The 18,474-nt window shown below is 59.5% G+C and carries 20 protein-coding genes and 1 tRNA gene; 10 read left to right on the top strand and 11 right to left on the bottom strand.

The features are described 5' to 3' along the window. Positions 1 to 8 precede the first annotated feature (8 nt). The 4 genes from purB to IPM27_04470 all read right to left on the bottom strand — a co-directional run bounded on the left by purB (position 9) and on the right by IPM27_04470 (position 3,082). Complete coding sequence (gene purB, locus IPM27_04485) at positions 9 to 1,382, bottom strand: adenylosuccinate lyase (protein ID MBK9160807.1); 1,374 nt, start codon at positions 1,380 to 1,382, stop codon at positions 9 to 11. Between the two features lie 40 nt (positions 1,383 to 1,422). Continuing rightward, positions 1,423 to 2,508 (bottom strand): tRNA 2-thiouridine(34) synthase MnmA, encoded by a 1,086-nt coding sequence (gene mnmA, locus IPM27_04480; protein MBK9160806.1) that lies wholly within the window; start codon positions 2,506 to 2,508, stop codon positions 1,423 to 1,425. Beyond that, positions 2,501 to 2,947 carry an NUDIX hydrolase gene (locus IPM27_04475; protein MBK9160805.1) on the bottom strand — a complete coding sequence of 149 codons (447 nt, stop codon included), beginning with the start codon at positions 2,945 to 2,947 and terminating at the stop codon, positions 2,501 to 2,503. The genes mnmA and IPM27_04475 overlap by 8 nt, the downstream gene beginning before the upstream one ends. A 48-nt stretch (positions 2,948 to 2,995) precedes the next feature. Further along, positions 2,996 to 3,082 (bottom strand) — tRNA-Leu (locus IPM27_04470). Positions 3,083 to 3,557: 475 nt separating this feature from the next. Here IPM27_04470 and queA point away from each other — a divergent pair. The 7 genes from queA (at position 3,558) to IPM27_04435 (ending at position 10,523) form a co-directional block, all read left to right on the top strand. After that, the gene (queA, locus tag IPM27_04465) at positions 3,558 to 4,580 is read left to right on the top strand and encodes a tRNA preQ1(34) S-adenosylmethionine ribosyltransferase-isomerase QueA (protein ID MBK9160804.1); all 1,023 of its coding nucleotides are present in this window, start codon (positions 3,558 to 3,560) and stop codon (positions 4,578 to 4,580) included. Between the two features lie 110 nt (positions 4,581 to 4,690). After that, a complete protein-coding gene (gene tgt / locus IPM27_04460) occupies positions 4,691 to 5,794 on the top strand; it encodes a tRNA guanosine(34) transglycosylase Tgt (protein MBK9160803.1) in 1,104 nt (367 codons plus the stop codon). 59 nt (positions 5,795 to 5,853) lie between these two features. Then, entirely contained in the window at positions 5,854 to 6,180 is a 327-nt protein-coding gene (gene yajC, locus IPM27_04455) for a preprotein translocase subunit YajC (GenBank protein MBK9160802.1), read from the top strand. Positions 6,181 to 6,265: 85 nt separating this feature from the next. Next, positions 6,266 to 8,077, top strand: a complete 1,812-nt coding sequence (gene secD, locus IPM27_04450; GenBank protein MBK9160801.1) for a protein translocase subunit SecD — start codon at positions 6,266 to 6,268, stop codon at positions 8,075 to 8,077. 11 nt (positions 8,078 to 8,088) lie between these two features. Then, positions 8,089 to 9,021 (top strand): protein translocase subunit SecF, encoded by a 933-nt coding sequence (gene secF / locus IPM27_04445; protein MBK9160800.1) that lies wholly within the window; start codon positions 8,089 to 8,091, stop codon positions 9,019 to 9,021. 3 nt (positions 9,022 to 9,024) lie between these two features. Further along, a complete protein-coding gene (locus IPM27_04440; GenBank protein MBK9160799.1) occupies positions 9,025 to 9,672 on the top strand; it encodes a DedA family protein in 648 nt (215 codons plus the stop codon). Between the two features lie 329 nt (positions 9,673 to 10,001). Then, positions 10,002 to 10,523: a glycine zipper 2TM domain-containing protein gene (locus tag IPM27_04435; GenBank protein MBK9160798.1), complete on the top strand. Its 522-nt coding sequence runs from the start codon at positions 10,002 to 10,004 to the stop codon at positions 10,521 to 10,523. Between the two features lie 74 nt (positions 10,524 to 10,597). Here the strand turns inward: IPM27_04435 and pstB are convergent, their stop codons facing one another. The 4 genes from pstB to pstS form a co-directional block, all read right to left on the bottom strand. Further along, positions 10,598 to 11,371, bottom strand: coding sequence for a phosphate ABC transporter ATP-binding protein PstB (pstB, locus tag IPM27_04430; GenBank protein MBK9160797.1), 774 nt, complete (start codon positions 11,369 to 11,371; stop codon positions 10,598 to 10,600). 15 nt (positions 11,372 to 11,386) lie between these two features. Then, a complete protein-coding gene (gene pstA, locus IPM27_04425; protein MBK9160796.1) occupies positions 11,387 to 12,241 on the bottom strand; it encodes a phosphate ABC transporter permease PstA in 855 nt (284 codons plus the stop codon). Further along, complete coding sequence (gene pstC / locus IPM27_04420) at positions 12,238 to 13,200, bottom strand: phosphate ABC transporter permease subunit PstC (GenBank protein MBK9160795.1); 963 nt, start codon at positions 13,198 to 13,200, stop codon at positions 12,238 to 12,240. Before pstC ends, pstA begins: the two co-directional genes overlap by 4 nt. 71 nt (positions 13,201 to 13,271) lie before the next feature. Continuing rightward, positions 13,272 to 14,315: a phosphate ABC transporter substrate-binding protein PstS gene (pstS, locus tag IPM27_04415; GenBank protein MBK9160794.1), complete on the bottom strand. Its 1,044-nt coding sequence runs from the start codon at positions 14,313 to 14,315 to the stop codon at positions 13,272 to 13,274. A 231-nt stretch (positions 14,316 to 14,546) separates the two neighbouring features. On the opposite strand from pstS, the gene rpmB reads away from it, so the two are divergent. Beyond that, positions 14,547 to 14,783, top strand: a complete 237-nt coding sequence (gene rpmB / locus IPM27_04410) for a 50S ribosomal protein L28 (protein MBK9160793.1) — start codon at positions 14,547 to 14,549, stop codon at positions 14,781 to 14,783. A 12-nt stretch (positions 14,784 to 14,795) separates the two neighbouring features. After that, the gene (rpmG, locus tag IPM27_04405; GenBank protein ID MBK9160792.1) at positions 14,796 to 14,951 is read left to right on the top strand and encodes a 50S ribosomal protein L33; all 156 of its coding nucleotides are present in this window, start codon (positions 14,796 to 14,798) and stop codon (positions 14,949 to 14,951) included. A 67-nt stretch (positions 14,952 to 15,018) separates the two neighbouring features. Here the strand turns inward: rpmG and phoU are convergent, their stop codons facing one another. Continuing rightward, positions 15,019 to 15,726 carry a phosphate signaling complex protein PhoU gene (gene phoU / locus IPM27_04400; GenBank protein ID MBK9160791.1) on the bottom strand — a complete coding sequence of 236 codons (708 nt, stop codon included), beginning with the start codon at positions 15,724 to 15,726 and terminating at the stop codon, positions 15,019 to 15,021. 153 nt (positions 15,727 to 15,879) lie between these two features. On the opposite strand from phoU, the gene IPM27_04395 reads away from it, so the two are divergent. Then, positions 15,880 to 16,782, top strand: coding sequence for a zinc dependent phospholipase C family protein (locus tag IPM27_04395; protein ID MBK9160790.1), 903 nt, complete (start codon positions 15,880 to 15,882; stop codon positions 16,780 to 16,782). On the opposite strand, the gene IPM27_04390 is transcribed toward IPM27_04395, so the two are convergent. Further along, positions 16,713 to 17,243 carry a phosphatase PAP2 family protein gene (locus tag IPM27_04390; protein ID MBK9160789.1) on the bottom strand — a complete coding sequence of 177 codons (531 nt, stop codon included), beginning with the start codon at positions 17,241 to 17,243 and terminating at the stop codon, positions 16,713 to 16,715. The two genes, IPM27_04395 and IPM27_04390, sit on opposite strands and share 70 nt — an antisense overlap. Next, on the bottom strand, positions 17,209 to 18,423 hold the full coding sequence (locus IPM27_04385; GenBank protein MBK9160788.1) for a glycosyltransferase family 1 protein: 1,215 nt from the start codon (positions 18,421 to 18,423) through the stop codon (positions 17,209 to 17,211). Before IPM27_04385 ends, IPM27_04390 begins: the two co-directional genes overlap by 35 nt. Between the last annotated feature and the right edge of the window lie 51 nt (positions 18,424 to 18,474).

Below are 18,474 nucleotides of genomic sequence, written 5' to 3'. Positions count from 1 at the left end.
AGTCGTCGCTAGATCCGTTTGGCCAGCTCCGCCGCCTTGCCGATGTAGGTGTCGGGCGTCAGTTTCAGCAGGCGCTGTTTTTCCGCTTCGGGAATCTCCAGCGTTTCGATGAAGGCCTGCAAAGAAGCGCGGTTGATGCCGCTCTGGCCGCGCGTCAGTTCCTTGAGTTTATCGTAGGCGTTCTCGATGTTGTAACGGCGCATCACGGTCTGGATCGGTTCGGCCAGCACTTCCCAGCTTGCGTTCAGGTCGTCCGCCACCCGTTGCGGGTTGGCTTCCAGTTTGCCCAGCCCTTTCAGGCAGGATTCGTAAGCCAGCAGCGTATAGCCGAGCGCCACGCCCATGTTGCGCAATACCGTGGAATCGGTGAGGTCGCGCTGCCAGCGCGACACCGGCAGTTTTTCGGAAAGGTGGCGTAGCAGCGCATTGGCCAGTCCGAGGTTGCCTTCGGAGTTCTCGAAGTCTATCGGGTTGACCTTGTGCGGCATGGTCGAGGAGCCGACCTCGCCCTTGACCACTTTCTGCTTGAAGTAGCCGAGTGAGATATAACCCCAGATGTCGCGGTTCAGGTCGAGCAGGATGGTGTTGATGCGCGCATAGGCATCGAACAGTTCCGCCATGTAATCGTGCGGCTCGATCTGGATGGTGTACGGGTTGAAGGTGAGACCGCGCGCCGTGACGAAGCGCTGCGCAAAACCTTCCCAGTCCACGTTCGGGTAGGCGGCCTGGTGGGCGTTGTAGTTGCCCACCGCGCCGTTGATCTTGCCGAGGATATCGACGGCGGCGAGGCGTTGTTCGGCGCGTTGCAGGCGGTACACCACATTCGCCATCTCCTTGCCCAATGTGCTCGGTGTGGCGGTCTGGCCGTGGGTGCGGCACAGCATCGGCAGGTCGGCCAGCTGCAGCGCGATGTCTTTCAGGCGCGTGATCAAATCCTGCAGCGCGGGCAGCATCACCGTTTCGCGCGCACCCTTGAGCATCAACGCGTGGCTGAGGTTGTTGATGTCTTCCGAGGTGCAGGCGAAATGGATGAACTCCAGCGCCTTCGCGGTTTCCGGGTTCGTGGCCAGCTTTTCGCGCAGCCAGTATTCCACTGCCTTGACGTCGTGGTTGGTGATCTTCTCGATAGCCTTGATGGCGACCGCGTCCTCTTCGCAGAATGCGGCATTGATCGCATCCAGTTGCGCGACGGTATCGGCGGAGAACGGCGCGATCTCGGGAATGTCGACCTGTGCGCCGAGCGCCTTGAGCCACTCGATCTCGATCTGTACGCGGAAACGGATCAGGCCGAATTCACTGAAGTATTCGCGCAAGTGATCCACCTTGCCGTGGTAACGCCCGTCCAGCGGGGAAAGGGCGGTGAGTTTGCTGAGTTTGCTCATGGTCATACCCTGAATCTGTGGAGGGCGCATTTTACGCGAATCAGGACAGGGCTTGTTCGATGATTGCGCCGCCCAGGCATATCTCTCCGTCATACAGGACCACCGACTGTCCCGGCGTGACCGCCCATTGCGGTTCGGTAAAAGTGATTTCGCAGCGACCGTCGGAAAGCGGTGTGAAGCGGCATGCGGCGTCGGCCTGCCGATAGCGCGTCTTGGCGCCATACGGGTAGTCCGGTTGCGGTGCGGTGCCGCTGATCCAGTGTTCGTCCAGCGCGGCCAGACACGGCGCGAGCAGCGCGGGGTGGTCATGTCCCTGTACCACCATCAGGCGGTTGCCGCCCATATCCTTGTCTGCCACGAACCACGGTTCGCCGGAGGCGTCCTTGTCGCCGCCTATACCCAGCCCCTGGCGTTGCCCGATGGTGTAAAAGGACAGGCCAACGTGCCGGCCGACCACCTTGCCTTCGGGCGTGACCATGTCGCCGGGACGGGTGGGCAGGTAGCGGTTGAGGAATTCGCGGAACGGGCGTTCGCCGATGAAACAGATGCCGGTGCTGTCCTTCTTGGCATGGTTAGCCAAGCCATGCCGCGCGGCGATGGCGCGGACTTCGGATTTGACGATCCCGCCGAGCGGGAACATGGCTTTGGACAATTGCGCCTGGTTCAGGCGGTGCAGGAAATAGCTCTGGTCCTTGCTGCCGTCGGCAGCCTTGAGCAACTGGAACAGGCCGCCCGCTTCGCGCACCCGCGCGTAATGTCCGGTGGCGATGCAGTCGGCGCCGAGCTGGATGGCGTGATCGAGGAAGGCCTTGAACTTGATCTCGGAGTTGCACAGGATGTCCGGGTTGGGCGTGCGTCCGGCCTCGTATTCGCGCAGGAAGTAGCTGAACACGCGATCCTTGTATTCCTTCGCGAAATTCACTGCCTCGATCGGGATGCCGATGGTGTCGGCGACCGAGACCGCGTCGATCAGGTCCTGCCGTGAAGAGCAGTATTCGCTGTCGTCATCGTCCTCCCAGTTCTTCATGAACAGGCCGACGACATCGTAGCCCTGCTGTTTCAGCATCAGCGCGGCGACGGAGGAATCCACGCCGCCGGACATGCCGACGACGATCCTTCTACTCATAGTGCACCAGCAGGTCGAGCGGATAGCGTTTCCCCGCGAGGTAATCTTCCACGCAACGCAGGATCAGCGGGCTGCGGTGCCTCGCCTGGGTGGCGCGTATCTCGTCCGGCGTCAGCCACACCGCGCGGATGATCCCCTCGTCCAGCGCGCGTTCGGGCTCGTGGTCGGTGGCGGTGCCGGTGAAGGCGAAGCGCAGGTAGGTGACGTTCGAATGGCTGGAATGCCAGCGATAGATGCCAAGCAGGTGCTGCGGCGTGAAACGGTAAGCGGTTTCTTCCAGCACCTCGCGCGCGACGGCCTGCACCAGCGTTTCGTCCGGTTCCCAGTGGCCGGCGGGCTGATTGAACAGATGCCCCTGTTCCGTTTCCTCTTCCACCAGCAGGAAACGTCCATCGCGTTCGATGACTGCGGCTACGGTGACGTTCGGTTTCCAGATCATGTTAACGACCTCAGAAAGAATAAAGGCAGGAATACCTGCCCTTGAATTTGGTGCCGGGGGGGGGAATCGAACCCCCACGCCCTCTCGGGCACCGGATTTTGAGTCCGGCACGTCTACCAGTTCCATCACCCCGGCATGGGTGAAAACATTATTACTGTTCCGGATTTTGGCTCCGGCCACCGCTTGCGCGGTTTAACGTTCGCTATGCTCACATTAGCCTGCGCCGCAACTTTCGTTGTGGCTCCGGCCACCGCTTGCGCGGTTTAACGTTCGCTATGCTCACATTAGCCTGCGCCGCAACTTTCGTTGTGGCTCCGGCCACCGCTTGCGCGGTTTAACGTTCGCTATGCTCACATTAGCCTGCGCCGCAACTTTCGTTGTGGCTCCGGCCACCGCTTGCGCGGTTTAACGTTCGCTATGCTCACATTAGCCTGCGCCGCCATGTCCCGTAAACGAGCCATGGTGAGTCCGGCACGTCTACCAGTTCCATCACCCCGGCATGGGTGAAAACATTATTACTGTTCCGGCTTTTTGGAGCCGCGCATTATCCCTGAAAGGGAATGCGACATCAACTACAATCCCGCCTTTGCAGAATCCAGGCTGTTGCCAGATGCGTACCGAAGAATTCGATTTTGACCTGCCTGAGCGCCTGATCGCGCAGCACCCGCCGGCGCGGCGCGGCGATAGCCGCTTGTTGCATGTCGGAAAGGCAGGCGTGGAGGATCGCATGTTCGCCGATCTGCCGCAGTTCCTGCGCGCAGGGGATGTATTGGTGCTGAACGATACGCGCGTGCTGAAGGCGCGCCTGTTCGGCAGGAAGGAGACCGGCGGCCAGGTCGAGGTGATGGTCGAGCGGGCGCTGGATGCGCATGAGGTGCTGGCGCAGGTGCGAGCCAGCAAAACGCCCAGAGCGGGCAGCCGGTTCGTGCTTGCCGATGCGGTAGATGTCTCCGTGCTGGGACGGGAGGGCGAGTTCTTCCATCTGCGTTTCGAGTGCGATGAATCCGTGGACGAAGTGCTGGAGTGCTACGGCAAGCTGCCGTTGCCGCCTTACATTACCCATGCGGCCGACGCCGGGGATGAAGAACGTTACCAGACTGTGTTTGCGCGCGAGCAGGGCGCGGTCGCTGCACCGACGGCAGGGTTGCATTTTGACGGGGCGATGCTGGAGAGGCTGCGTGCCCAGGGCGTAACTATCGCTTATGTCACGCTGCATGTCGGGGCGGGAACCTTCCAGCCGGTGCGGGTGGAAAATATCGGCGACCATGTGATGCATAGCGAACGCTATACGATTTCGCAAGATACGGTGGAAGCGATCCGGCGGGCCGGGGCAGACGGTGGGCGGGTGATATCGGTCGGCACGACCAGCCTGCGTGCGCTGGAAAGCGCGGCGGCAGGCGGGGAGCTGAAGGCCGGGTCGGGCGAGACGCGCATCTTCATTACGCCGGGCTACCGGTTCAAGGCGGTGGACATGCTGCTGACCAACTTCCACCTGCCGCGCTCGACGCTGCTGATGCTGGTGTGCGCGTTCGGTGGCATGGAAAAGATGCTGGCTGCCTACCGTCATGCGGTGGACAGGGAATACCGCTTTTTCAGTTACGGCGACGCAATGTTTATTGAACGCTCGGAATGAAAAGGCGATTCATCCACTAAAAAAGACACGAAAATGTTGGCATGGTTTTGATCGGTTCGTGATTTTCGTGCCTTTCGTGGACAGACGGTTTTTGCATTGGGGTATGAAGTATGGAATTTAATCTGTTGAATACTTCCGGCATGGCGCGGCGCGGCACGCTGGAACTGGCGCACGGCAAGGTGGAGACGCCGGCCTTCATGCCGGTCGGCACCTACGGCACGGTGAAGGCGATGTCACCCGCCGAGCTGAAGGACATCGACGCACACATCGTGCTGGGCAACACTTTCCACCTGTGGCTGCGTCCGGGACTGGAAGTCATCGCCGCGCATGGTGGTTTGCATCGCTTCATGGGTTGGGGCGGCCCCATCCTGACCGACTCCGGCGGCTTCCAGGTATTCAGCCTGGGCGAGCTGCGCAAGATCACCGGCGGCGGGGTGGAGTTCCGTTCCCCGGTGAACGGCGACAAATGTTTCCTGTCGCCGGAAGAGTCGATGCGCATCCAGCGCGTGCTGAATTCCGACATCGTGATGATCTTCGACGAATGCACGCCGTATCCGGCGGACGAGCAGGTGGCTGGAGTGTCGATGCGCCTGTCGCTGGGCTGGGCAGAGCGTTCCAAGCGCGCACACGAGGGTAATCCGAACGCGCTTTTCGGCATCGTGCAGGGCGGCATGCACGAACACCTGCGCGACGAGTCGCTGGCCGGATTGAAGGGTATCGGCTTCGACGGGTTTGCCATCGGTGGCCTGTCCGTGGGCGAGCCCAAGGACGACATGCTGCGCATCCTGCGCCATACCGCGCCGCAGTTGCCTGCTGACAAGCCGCGCTACCTGATGGGCGTGGGTACGCCGGAAGATATCGTCGCGGCAGTGACGCAAGGCATCGACATGTTCGACTGCGTGATGCCGACGCGCAACGCGCGCAACGGACACCTGTTCACGCGGCATGGCGATGTGCGCATCAAGAACGCGCAATACCGCATGGACACGCGCCCGCTGGACGAGGAGTGCGGCTGCTACACCTGCCGCAACTTCAGCCGCGCCTACCTGCACCACCTGCACCGCCTCGGCGAGATCCTCGGCGCGCGCCTGAATACCATCCACAATCTGCATTACTACCAGGATCTGATGCGCGACATCCGCACCGCGATCGAGGCGGATGAATTCGATGCCTTCGTGGCAAGGTTTGAGCGGATGCGTGCCGGAGAGCGGTGATGTCTGGCTGCTTCGTGCTAAAATGCGCGCCTTTTGAATTGTTTCCGGAGGCTTGAATCATGTTTTTTATCAGTAATGCTTACGCTGAAGCGGGCGCACCGGCTGGCGGTGGTTTCATGGATTATCTGCCGCTGATCGCGCTGATCGCGGTGTTCTATTTCCTGATCCTGCGTCCGCAGCAGATACGCGCCAAGGAACACAAAGCGATGATCGAGGCGCTGCAAAAGGGCGATGAGATCGTTACGGTGGGCGGCCAGGTCGGGCACGTCAGCAAGATCTTCGAGCAGTATGTAAGCATGGAGATCGCGGAGAATACCGAGGTGATGGTGCAGAAAACCGCGATCCAGCAGGTGCTGCCCAAGGGAACCATCAAGGCCATCAAATAAGGTTTGAGCATCGTTCAGGTCGCGTGCCGCGTGGTTGGGCGGCCTTGACCGGTTTGTGTTGCTCGCAGGAATTCAAGAGGTTTCGATGAACCAATATCCGTTGTGGAAATATCTGCTGATACTGGCCACGTTGCTGGCCGGGTTGATCTATACCTTGCCTAATTTTTACGGTGAGTCGCCTGCCGTGCAGGTTTCGCCGTTGCGCACCAGCCTGAAGGCGGATGAGGCATTGCTTGCGCGGGTGAACGATGCGCTGAAGGCGGCCGGCCTCGATCCCCAGGTGGTCACTCTGGATGGCAACAGCGTCAAGGCGCGTTTTGCCGATACCGACAGCCAGATGAAGGCCAAGGATGTGCTGGTCGGACAGTTGGGCGATGATTACATGGTTGCGCTCAACCTGTTGTCGCGTTCGCCGCAATGGCTGACCGGCCTCAATGCGTTGCCGATGTATCTCGGCCTGGACTTGCGAGGCGGGGTGCATTTCCTGTTGCAGGTAAACATGAAGGCGGCTCTGGACAAGGCACTGGAGGCTGCCATCGGGGATATTCGCAGCACATTGCGCGAGCAGAACATCGCCTACTCCGGGGTGAGCCGCGACGGCAATGCGCTGGTGGTCAAGTTCCGCGATGCCGATGCGCGCGGCAAGGGGGAAGACGAGCTCAAGCAGCGTTTTTCGGATTATGTGCTGGCCGGGAAGGACGAGGGCGGCCAGTTCCTGTTGCGCGCGACGCTCAAGCCTGAAGCGGAGCGCCGCATCCAGGATTCGGCGGTACAGCAGAACCTGTTGACGTTGCGCAACCGCGTGAACGAACTGGGGGTTGCCGAGCCGGTGATCCAGCAGCAGGGCGCGGATCGCGTAGTGGTGCAACTGCCCGGCGTGCAGGATACCGCGCGCGCCAAGGACATCCTGGGGCGCACCGCCACGCTGGAAGTGCGCATGGTGGACGAAGAACACCCGTATGTCGAAGGGGCGGCGGCGCCGTTCGGCACCGAGATGTTCAAGGATCGTGCCGGCAGTGCGCTGCTGGTGAAGAAACAGGTGATCCTGACCGGCGAACGCATCAATGACGCGCAACCCGGTTTCGACAACCGCACCAATGAGCCGGCGGTACATATCAATCTGGATGGCGTGGGTGCACGCAGGTTCAAGGAGGCGACGCGCGAGAACGTCGGCAAGCGCATGGCCATCATCCTGTTCGAAAAAGGGCGCGGAGAGATCGTCACCGCGCCGGTGATCCGCGAGGAGATCGGTGGCGGGCGCGTGCAGATCAGCGGCCAGATGGATACCGTTGAAGCTCAGGACACCGCGCTGCTGCTGCGCGCAGGCGCACTGGCGGCGCCGATGGAGATCATCGAGGAACGCACCGTCGGCCCCAGCCTGGGTGCGGACAATATCAAGCGCGGCTTCGATTCGACCAAGATCGGTTTCATCATGGTCGGGCTGTTCATGATCGTTTACTACCTGATGTTCGGCACGATCTCCGTGCTGGCTCTGGGAGCGAACCTGCTGTTGCTGGTGGCGCTGCTATCCATGATGCAGGCCACGCTGACCCTGCCGGGCATGGCGGGTATCGCGCTGACGCTGGGCATGGCGATCGACGCGAACGTGCTGATCAACGAGCGGATCCGCGAGGAGTTGCGCAATGGCGTGACGCCGCAAGCGGCGATCCACGCCGGCTATGACCGTGCATTCGGCACGATCATCGACTCGAACGTCACCACGCTGATCGCGGGCGTCGCGTTGTTCATGTTCGGCTCCGGGCCGATCAAGGGGTTCGCCGTGGTGCTGTGCCTGGGCATCCTCACTTCGATGTTCAGCGCAGTGCTGGTTTCACGCGCGCTGGTGAATCTGATTTACGGGCGCAAGGCCAGACTGGCCAAAGTGGCCATCGGTTAAGGGAGAGCGATATGGAATTCTTCAAGATCGAACGCGATATCCCGTTCATGAGCTACGGGAAGATCACCACCAGCATCTCGCTGCTGACGTTCCTGCTCGCGGTATTCTTCCTGGCGACCAAGGGATTGAATTTCGGCGTGGACTTCACCGGCGGCACGGTGATCGAGGTGCACTACTCTCAGCCGGCGGAAGTCGCCAGGATACGCGAGCAACTGGGAGAGGCCGGTTTTCCGGACGCGCTGGTGCAGAATTTCGGTTCCAGCCAGGATGTGCTGATCCAGGTGCCGGTCCGGAAAGATATCAAAGGCGCGCAGTTGTCCGAACAGGTGATGGCGGGATTGAACCGGCACGATGCCACTATCGAGATGCGCAGGGTAGAGTTCGTCGGCCCGCAGGTCGGCAAGGATCTGGTGGAGAACGGTTCGATGGCGCTGTTGCTGGTCAGCCTGGGCATTGTCGGTTACCTGTGGATACGCTTCGAATGGAAGTTCGGTCTGTCCGCCATCATCGCCAACCTGCATGACGTGGTGATCATTCTCGGTTTCTTTTCCTTTTTCCAGTGGGAATTCTCATTGTCGGTACTGGCGGCGGTACTGGCGGTGCTGGGATACTCGGTGAACGAGTCCGTGGTGGTGTTCGACCGGATCCGCGAGAACTTCCGCTCCATGCGCAAGGCGCCGGTGACCGAGATCATCGATAACGCCATCACGCGCACCATGTCGCGCACCATCATCACGCACGGTTCGACGCAGATGATGGTGGGGGCGATGCTGTTCCTGGGCGGCGAGACACTGCACTATTTTGCGATGGCGCTGACCATCGGCATCCTGTTCAGCATCTACTCCTCGGTGTTGGTCGCCAGCCCGCTGCTGCTGCTGCTCGGCGTGTCGCGCGAAGATTTCATCAAGCCGGAGAAGCCGGAAGCCGAGGAAGTGTTGCCCTAAACGATGGAGTTGCTCACTTCCTTTATCGATATCGTCCTGCACCTCGATACACACCTGCTGGCGCTGGTGCAGGAATACGGCGTGTGGGTGTACGGCATCCTGTTCCTGATCATCTTCTGCGAGACCGGACTGGTGGTGACCCCCTTTCTGCCGGGAGATTCGCTGCTGTTCGTGATCGGCACCCTGTGCGGCATGGGGGCGCTGGAGTTGCAGGTGGCGATACCGCTGCTGATCCTGGCGGCCTTCATGGGTGACAACACCAACTACTGGATTGGCCGTCTGCTCGGGTTGCGCTTGCTGGAACGCGCCAGTCCGCGCTTCATCCGGCGTGAGCATCTGGAAAAGACCCATTCGTTCTACGAGAAGCACGGCGGCAAGACGGTGATCTTCGCGCGCTTCCTCCCGATCATCCGCACCTTTGCGCCATTCGTGGCCGGTATCGGTACCATGAACTACCGGTTGTACGTGATGTTCAGCATCGTCGGCGGGATAACCTGGATCGGCAGCCTGATCGTGGCGGGGTATCTGTTCGGCAACATCCCGGTCATCAAGGACAATCTTACCCTGATGATCCTCGTCATCATCTTCATTTCCTTTATCCCGGCGATCAGCGAATTCATCCGGCATCGCAAAAATAACCCGTCGGGGTAGGCCTCCTTATCTTGCGCCATGCAGTAGAATGCGCGGGCAATCCGGCTACATTTTGAAACATTTATCGCTGAACGCTGTGCTGTATCGGGAGTCGAAGTTGCGTCCCCGATGCGCGGGCATTTTATGGAGCGAATGGAAAAATGAAGAAAAGTTTATTGGTGTTGAGCCTGGTTTCCTTGTATGGAACCGCTTCTGCAGCCGACTTTACCGATACGGCACGCGTCATATCGAGCAAGCCGATCTATGAACAGGTCAGCGAGCCGCGCCGGGAATGCTGGACCGAGACCGTGCAGGTCGCGCCCAAGGAGCGTTCCCTCGGCGGTGCGTTGATCGGCGGGATAGCGGGCGGGTTGCTGGGCAGCCAGGTGGGCGGCGGTAGCGGCAATACGGCCGCGACCGGTGCGGGTGCCGTGGCCGGCGCGGTGATCGGTGATCGCGTCGCCAATCCGGACAGCAATCGTTCCGCGACTGGCGCGGTGGTCGGCGGTGTAGCCGGCGCGGTGCTGGGCAGCCAGGTCGGGGGCGGTTCCGGCAACAAGGCTGCGACTGCGGTGGGTGGTATCGCCGGGGCGGTGATCGGCGATCGCGTCGCCAATCCGGATCAACCGCGTACCGAGCAGGTGGAGCGCTGCCGTCAAGTGAATGAAGCGCGCGAAGTGGTGAAGGGTTATACGGTGGTTTATCGCTACAACGGCCAGGACATCACGACCACGCTGCCCTACAGGGTGGAACCGGGCACAAGGTTGCGCGTGGCTGTCAGCGTGCTGGGCGAGGAGCCGCAACAGCGCAACGACCGTCATGACGATCGCCGCCGCTATCGTGACGAGGAGCCGGGCAACCGCTATCGTTAAACGGGGGCGGTGACCAGAAAAACAAAAAACCGGCTGCAGGCCGGTTTTTTGTTTGTGCGCAGATGCATGGCAGATCAGCCAAATCGTCCAGTGATATAGTCTTCCGTTTCCCTGCGTTTCGGGTTGGTGAATACCGTGCTGGTATCGCCGAATTCGATCAGGTCGCCCAGATACATGTAGGCGGTGTAATCGGATACGCGTGCTGCCTGCTGCATGTTGTGGGTAACGATGACGATGGTGAAGTCCTCTTTCAGTTCGTCTATCAGTTTTTCGATATGCGCGGTCGAGATCGGGTCCAGCGCCGAGGTTGGTTCATCCAGTAATAGCACCTGCGGCTTGACCGCAATGGCGCGCGCGATGCATAACCGTTGTTGCTGTCCGCCGGAAAGTCCGGTGCCGCTTTGTTTCAGCTTATCCTTTACTTCTCCCCACAGGGCGGCTTTTTTCAGCGCCCATTCGACGCGTTCGTCCATGTCGTTCTTGCTGAGATTTTCGTAGAGCTTAACGCCGAATGCGATGTTGTCGTGGATCGACATCGGGAACGGGGTCGGTTTCTGGAATACCATGCCGATCTTGGCGCGCAGCATGTTCAGGTCTTGCTTGGCATCCAGGATGTTGTCGCCGTCGAGCAGGATCTGGCCGGTGGCCTTCTGTTTCGGGTAGAGCTGGTACATGCGGTTGAAGGTGCGCAGCAGCGTCGATTTTCCGCACCCGGATGGGCCGATGAAAGCGGTCACCATCTTTTCGGCGATATCCAGATTGATGTTCTTGAGCGCGAGGAATTTGCCGTAATAAAAGTTCAGATCCTTGACGATCACTTTCGGGTTGGCGATTTTTTCAGCGTTCATTTTCAAACCTTGGGGTCAGTGAGTGGTGGCGCTTTGACGGAACAATACGCGAGCCAGGATGTTGAGGGTCAGCACGCTCAGGGTGATCAGCAGCGCACCGGCCCAGGCAAGGTTTTGCCAATCCTCGTAGGGGCTCATGGCGAACTGGAAGATCACTACCGGCAGGTTGGCCATCGGTTGGTCCATGTCGCTGCTCCAGAACTGGTTATTCAGCGCGGTGAACAGCAGCGGGGCGGTTTCGCCGCTGATGCGCGCAATGGCCAGCATCACGCCGGTAATGATCCCCGCGCGCGCGGCGCGCAGGGTGACGAAACTGATGATCTTCCATTGCGGCGCGCCGAGGGCGGCGGCGGCTTCGCGTAACGTGCTGGGAACCAGACGCAGCATGTTCTCGGTGGTACGGATGACGATGGGGATGACGATGATGGCCAGTGCCAGTGCACCTGCCCAACCGGAAAAATGTTTGACGTGGACGACATAGACTTCGTACACGAACAGTCCGATGACGATGGAGGGCGCTGACAGCAATACGTCATTGATGAAGCGGGTGATCGGCGCGAGCCACCCGCGCTGTCCGAATTCGGCCAGATAGGTCCCCGCCAGTATGCCGACCGGGGTGCCGATCATGGTTCCGATCACGGTCATCATCAGGCTGCCGGCGATCGCGTTGAGCAGGCCGCCCGAGCTGCCGGGCGGCGGGGTCATCTGTGCGAATACAACCGGGCCGAGCGCGGGCAGGCCATGTTCCAGCAGGGTCCACAATATCCAGATCAACCAGAACAGGCCGAATGCCATGGCCAGCATGGATACGGTGAGCCCGATGGCGTTGACGATGCGGCGGCGCGTGTAAAGATTCAGGTTGATGCTCATGTCGTCTGCCCTTCACGTTTGCCGAGCTTGAACAGCATGTAGCGGGCCAGTGACAAGACTACGAAAGTGATGAAAAACAGGATCAGCCCGAGTTCGATCAGCGCGGAAGTGTAAAGCTCCCCATAGGCCTCGGTGAATTCGTTCGCCAGCGCTGACGCGATGCTGTTGCCGGGCATCAGCAGGGATTTGGTCAGTTCGTGCGCATTGCCGATGACGAAGGTGACCGCCATGGTCTCGCCCAGCGCGCGTCCCAGCCCCAGCATGATGCCGCCGACCACGCCGATCCTCGTGTAAGGCAGTACGACCTTCCAGACGACTTCCCAGGTTGTTGCGCCCAGGCCGTAGGCCGATTCTTTCAACAGCGTCGGGACCACCTCGAATACGTCGCGCATCACCGAGGAAATGAACGGTATCACCATGATGGACAGGATGATGCTGGCAGTCAGTATGCCGATACCCATCGGCGGGCCGGAGAAGAACGGCCCGATGTAGTCCAGCGTGCCGATATGATCGTTCATCCATGGTTCGACATGGTCGGCGAATAACGGCGCGAAGATGAACAATCCCCACATACCGTAGATGATGCTGGGAATGCCGGCCAGCAATTCGATGGCGATGCCGAGCGGGCGGCGCAGGAAGCGCGGCGAAAGTTCGGTCAGGAAAATGGCGATGCCGAAGCTTACCGGGATGGCGATCAGCAACGCGATGCCGGAAGTTACCAGCGTGCCGACAATGGGAATCAGCGCGCCGAACTGGTCGCCGACCGGGTCCCAGTCGGAACTGGTCAGGAAGCCGAAGCCGAATGCGCGGATCGCCGGCATGCTGCCCATGACCAGCGAGAAGATGATGGCGGCCAGCAGAATCAGGACGCCAAATGCGGAAACGCGGGTCAGGCTGCGGAACAGCAGGTCCAGAATGGTGTGCCGTTTGAGATGCGCTTCGTGTAATAACTTCGGCATGATTTTGGTATTGGTGGGTGATGATCAACGGGGGCCGCAAGCCCCCGCGATTATAGCGCAGTAATGCCTGCTTATTTCACCAGCGGTTTTCCTGATGCATCCTTGATCTGTGCCTTCCAGGCGGAGCGTATCAGTTTCACGACGTTTTCCGGCAAGGGCACGTAATCCAGGTCGGAAGCCAGCTTGCCGCCCTTGTCATAGGCCCAGCCGAAGAAATTCAGGACTTCCTTGCCGCTTTCGGGCTTGTCCTGCGTCTTGTGGATCAGGATGAAGGTCGCGCCGCTGATGGGCCAGCTTTCCTTGCCGGGCTCGTCAGTCAGTATCTTGTAGAAACCGGGAGCCTTGTCCCAAGCTGCGGATGCGGCAGCCGCCTTGAAGCTGACATCTTCCGGCTTGACGAACTGACCATCGCGGTTCTTCAACAGAACGAAATTCATCTTGTTTTGCAGCGCGTAAGCATATTCCACGTAACCGATGGAACCCTTGATGCGTTGCACGTAGGAGGCGACACCTTCGTTGCCTTTTCCGCCGGTGCCCGCTTTCCACGAAACCGCAGTACCTTCGCCGACTGCGGACTTCCAGTCCGCGCTGACCTTGGACAGGTAATTGGTGAAAATGAAGCTGGTGCCGGAGCCGTCCGAACGATGCACTACGGTGATGTTGTCATCGGGCAGCTTGATATCCTTGTTCAGCGCAACCAGTGCCGGGTCGTTCCACTTGGTGATCTTGCCCAGATAGATGTTGGCCAATGTCGCGCCATCCAGTTTCAGCGCGCCATTGGCGATGCCTTTCACATTGATGACGGGCACGACCCCGCCGATGACCGTCGGGAATTGCATCAGCCCGTTTTTGTCGAGTTGTTCCGGCGTGAGCGGCATGTCGGATGCGCCGAAATCGACGGTTTTGGCGGTGATCTGCTTGATGCCTCCACCGGAGCCGATGGACTGGTAATTCATGATTGTGCCGGTCTGTGCCTTGTATGCTTCGGCCCATTTGGCGTAGATCGGGTAAGGGAAGGTTGCTCCCGCCCCAGTGATGCCGGCGGCCATACTGAAGCTGGCGTAAAGCCCCGCTACGACAAGGGCGACGATCATTTGCATAAGTTTGTTGTTCATGTGAGTCTCCACCATAAAGATTGGCCAGATAATCCGGTTATCCTGCATAAGGCTCCCGTACTGGGCAGGCATTCGTTGGTACGAGAAAGCTACGTGGCGCATCCTATCCACCCTTTGTGACAATATTATTACAGGACTGCCTTGGTGGGTAGGGCAGGAAAATTCGGGTTGAACATTCTGGATTCCTTCTGTAGAATCCGCGCTCTTTTGGAAAACGGTTGGAGTATAACCATGGCACGTGTATGTCAAGTGACGGGAAAAGGCCCGATGAGCGGGAACAATATTTCCCACGCGAACAACAAAACCAAGCGTCGCTTCTTGCCTAATCTGCAGCGCCGCCGCTTCTGGGTTGAAAGTGAAAACCGCTGGGTAAGCCTGCGCCTGACCAATGCAGCGCTGCGTACCATCGACAAGAACGGCATCGACGCCGTGCTGTTCGAAATGCGCGCCCGTGGCGAAAACGTTTAAGGATCATAGAAAATGCGCGATAAAATCAAACTCGAATCCAGTGCCGGCACCGGTCATTTCTACACCACGACCAAGAACAAGAAGACCACGCCCGAAAAGCTCGAAATGAAGAAGTTCGATCCCAAGGCACGCAAGCACGTCATGTACAAGGAAACCAAGCTGAAATAATCCGGCTTGCCTGTCATGTTGTCCAAACAGAAAACCCGCGAAAGCGGGTTTTCTGCTTGTGGTGCTCCTATTCCTGTATCTTTTGTTCGATCTCTTCGATGCTGATGTGGCGTGCGTCTCGGCCCTTGACCATATAAACCATGTATTCGGCCATGTTTTGCGCATGGTCGCCTATGCGTTCGAGCGCCTTGGCGATGAAAAGTATCTCCAGTGCCGTGGAAATGGTGCGCGGGTCTTCCATCATGACGGTGACGAGATAGCGCAGGATAGTGCGGAATTCGTTGTCCACCAGGTCATCCTGGCGTACCACCTGTGCAACGGCGGCAAGGTCGAGCCGTGCAAATGAATCCAGGGACTTGCGCAGCATGTCCAGCACCAGTTGGGTGGCATGCCGGATCTCGGTATAACGCGCCACATGGATGTGCTCGCGTTGCAACAGTCGCTTGGCTATATAGGCGATCTTCTTGGCCTCGTCGCCGATACGTTCCAGATCGGTGATGGTCTTGATCACTGTCATTACGAGGCGCAAATCGTTCGCGGCGGGCTGGCGACGGGCAATGATCAGCACACATTGTTCGTCGATTTCCACTTCCAGCGCGTTGACGCGGTGATCATCGTTGATGATGCGGTTCATCAGCACAATGTCGTTGCTGGCGAGAGCTTCCAGTACGAGTCTGATCTGGCTTTCCACCAGATTTCCCATCAGTAGCACGCGCTCGCACACGGTCTGGAGCTCGGCATCGAATTGTGCCGATGTGTGTTTGCTGTTGCTCATCCGTTTTCTCCCCGCAGCGATTGACAAAACGCTTCATGCTACCCATGGAACATGAAGGAATTGTTACGTGCGGGGCTGATATGGCGCCGTGTTGTCACGGTAATTTCATTTGCCCGTCAACATAGTTTCACGGTGGGCGCAGAGACTGCGCGCATGCAGAATTCCTTCAAACACTGGCGCTGGTTTATCCCGCTATTGTTTTACAGCAGCGACGCGCTGGCATGGGGACTATACACACATGTGTATTTCGCCCAGCTGCTGTTGTGGGCCGTTCCGCTCACCGACCCGAATTTTCGCCGTGCCGTTGCCAGCTATCCCAGACTCGTTCTGGCCGGAGCCTGCCTGCCGGACCTGTCGCTGGTTGGCCGTTATTCAGGAATGGATGAGTTGGATGGGACGCACGACTGGGCGTGCGCACACAAGCTGATCGGACATGCCCGGAGCGATGAGGAACGCGCGCTGGCCGTGGGTTTCGCCAGCCATTTGCTGGTCGATGTGATTGCGCACAACCATTTCGTTCCGGCGCACGAGCGTATGTGGCTCGATTTTCCGATGCTGACGCATGCGGCAGTGGAGTGGGCGATGGACTCGCACATTCGCGGCCACATGTATGTAGCTCCTGCCGATCTGCTCGATCAGCACCGCCATGAATTGGCGGATTATGTGGCGCATCAGTTCGGCTGTCCGGTAGAGGCGGCATGGCGCAGCATGCACCTGCTGGCAAAGGCCGAATCGCTGCTGCGATCCAGCCGTCTGCCGCTGGTCTGTTATCGTGGCGCACTATTGCTGGATGAACGTTTGCTTCATCGTTTCAATTATTATCTGCGCGCAACGGCCGGAAAAATGGTCCAGATCAACCGGATCCTGTCCGGCGAGGCGCCACTATGGCATGCCGAGTTGCCTTGCATGGAAGCGACGCGGGAACGCATAGGTTTATGCGCGATGCATCAGGTACGGGGGTGGCTGCCGCTGCCGCAGGACTTGTTTCAGATCGACAGTGATGCCCAGGCAAGCATGGCACCGATCGCCGCGCCGGCCAGCACGTCGCTGGGGTAGTGCAGGCCCAGTATCGGGCGCGACAGGGCGACCAGCAGCGTGAACGGGGATACCAGCCAGAACAGGCCGGGGAAATAGGCGACGGCGACGATGCTGAACGCGACGGCATGCAACGTATGCCCGGAAGGGAAGCTGAACTGGTCTAATGCCTTGCCGGCGCAGACGATGCTGGGGTAGACCTTGAACGGACGCGGGCGCAGGGTCTTGCCCTTGATCAGTTTATAGAGCAGCGTGCCGGCCAGCGCAACGGCGAGCATATGCATCACGGCGGGTAACGCCGTAGCCTGGTAGCGCAGCAGCATGAGGGACATCAGGAAGTACCAGAAGACCCCGTCACCAAGCCGGCTGACAACGCGGAACAATTTGCGCACCAACAAGTAACGGCTTTGCCGGTTGCAGAACTGGCAAAGCCCGACATCCCACTGGCTAATCTGTTGCAGCGGAAAGCTCGGTCTGGACATTGTTCACCCCTTTGGTATGCACCATGTCGGCGAGCGCCGTCTCCATCTGTCCCATGATGTGCTCCCAAGTCAGCGATTCCACGGTCTGGCGGGCGCTGTTGCGGAGACGGTGGATGCGCCCGGTATCGGCGACCAGTCCGCTCGCCTGTGCGACGAAAGCCGCCGTATCGTCGAACGGCGCGAGCAAGCCGTTCACTTCATGGCGGATATGCTGGCGTGCGGCAGCGTAGTCATAGGCAATGGTAGCCAAGCCGCTGGCCATCGCCTCGACCGTCACGTTGCCATAGGTTTCGGTCAGGCTTGGGTAGAGGAAGATATCGCCCGAGGCATAATGCGCGGCAAGCTCTTCGCCGGTGCGCATGCCGGCGAAGATCACGTCAGGATGCTGCTTTTCCAGTGCGGCGCGGGCAGGCCCGTCGCCGACCATGACCAGCTTTGCGTCCGGCCGTATGGCGCGCATCTGTTCGAACGCCTGGATCACCACCGGCAGGTTTTTCTCCGCTGCCAGCCGGCTGACGATGATGGCCACAGGAGTGCCGTCCGTCGCGCCCCAGGTGTTGCGCAGTTCGATGCTGCGTTTGGCCGGGTGGAACAGCTCCGCATCCACGCCGCGCGACACCACCATCACATCGCGGTAGCCATCGTGCAGTAATTCCTGTTGCAGCGAAGTGGTCGGTACGAGCGTGCAGTCCGTACGGTTGTGGAAGTGGCGCAGATAGGAAGCGATCGGCTTGTTCATCCATCCCACGCCGTAGTGCCGGCTGTAATTGTGGAAGTTGGTGTGGAAGTCGGTGCTGACCGGAATGCCCAGCTTTCGGGCGGCGCTGCAGGCCGACCAGCCCAGCGGTCCTTCGGTGGCAACATGCACGATGTCCGGGCGCCGTTGCTGCCATAAACTCAATAGCAGGCCCTTTGCCGGGAGCCCGGCCTTGAGTTCTGGATAACCCGGGATCGGCATGCCTGAGACCAGCGTCTCACAGAGCAGGTGTTCCTGTTGCGGCGCGTCCCGTTTGTGCTGGCGCGGACGGATCAGGTGGATGAGATGTCCGCGTTTATTCAAGCCTTCCACCATACGACCGATGGTGATGGCAACGCCGTTCACTTCGGGCAGGTAGGTCTCGGTCACCAGTGCAATGTGCAGGGGCGCGGGGCGATTGAGGAGGTCATTTACTGTATTCATGCCGCGCATCCTGCCGCGCGAACATGAAGATTAAATGAAGTTTTCTTGAAG

The sequence above is a fragment of the Nitrosomonadales bacterium genome, from assembly GCA_016716325.1.
Classification (GTDB): Bacteria; Pseudomonadota; Gammaproteobacteria; order Burkholderiales; family Gallionellaceae; genus Gallionella.
This window is presented reverse-complemented; position numbering and strand designations above follow the sequence as displayed.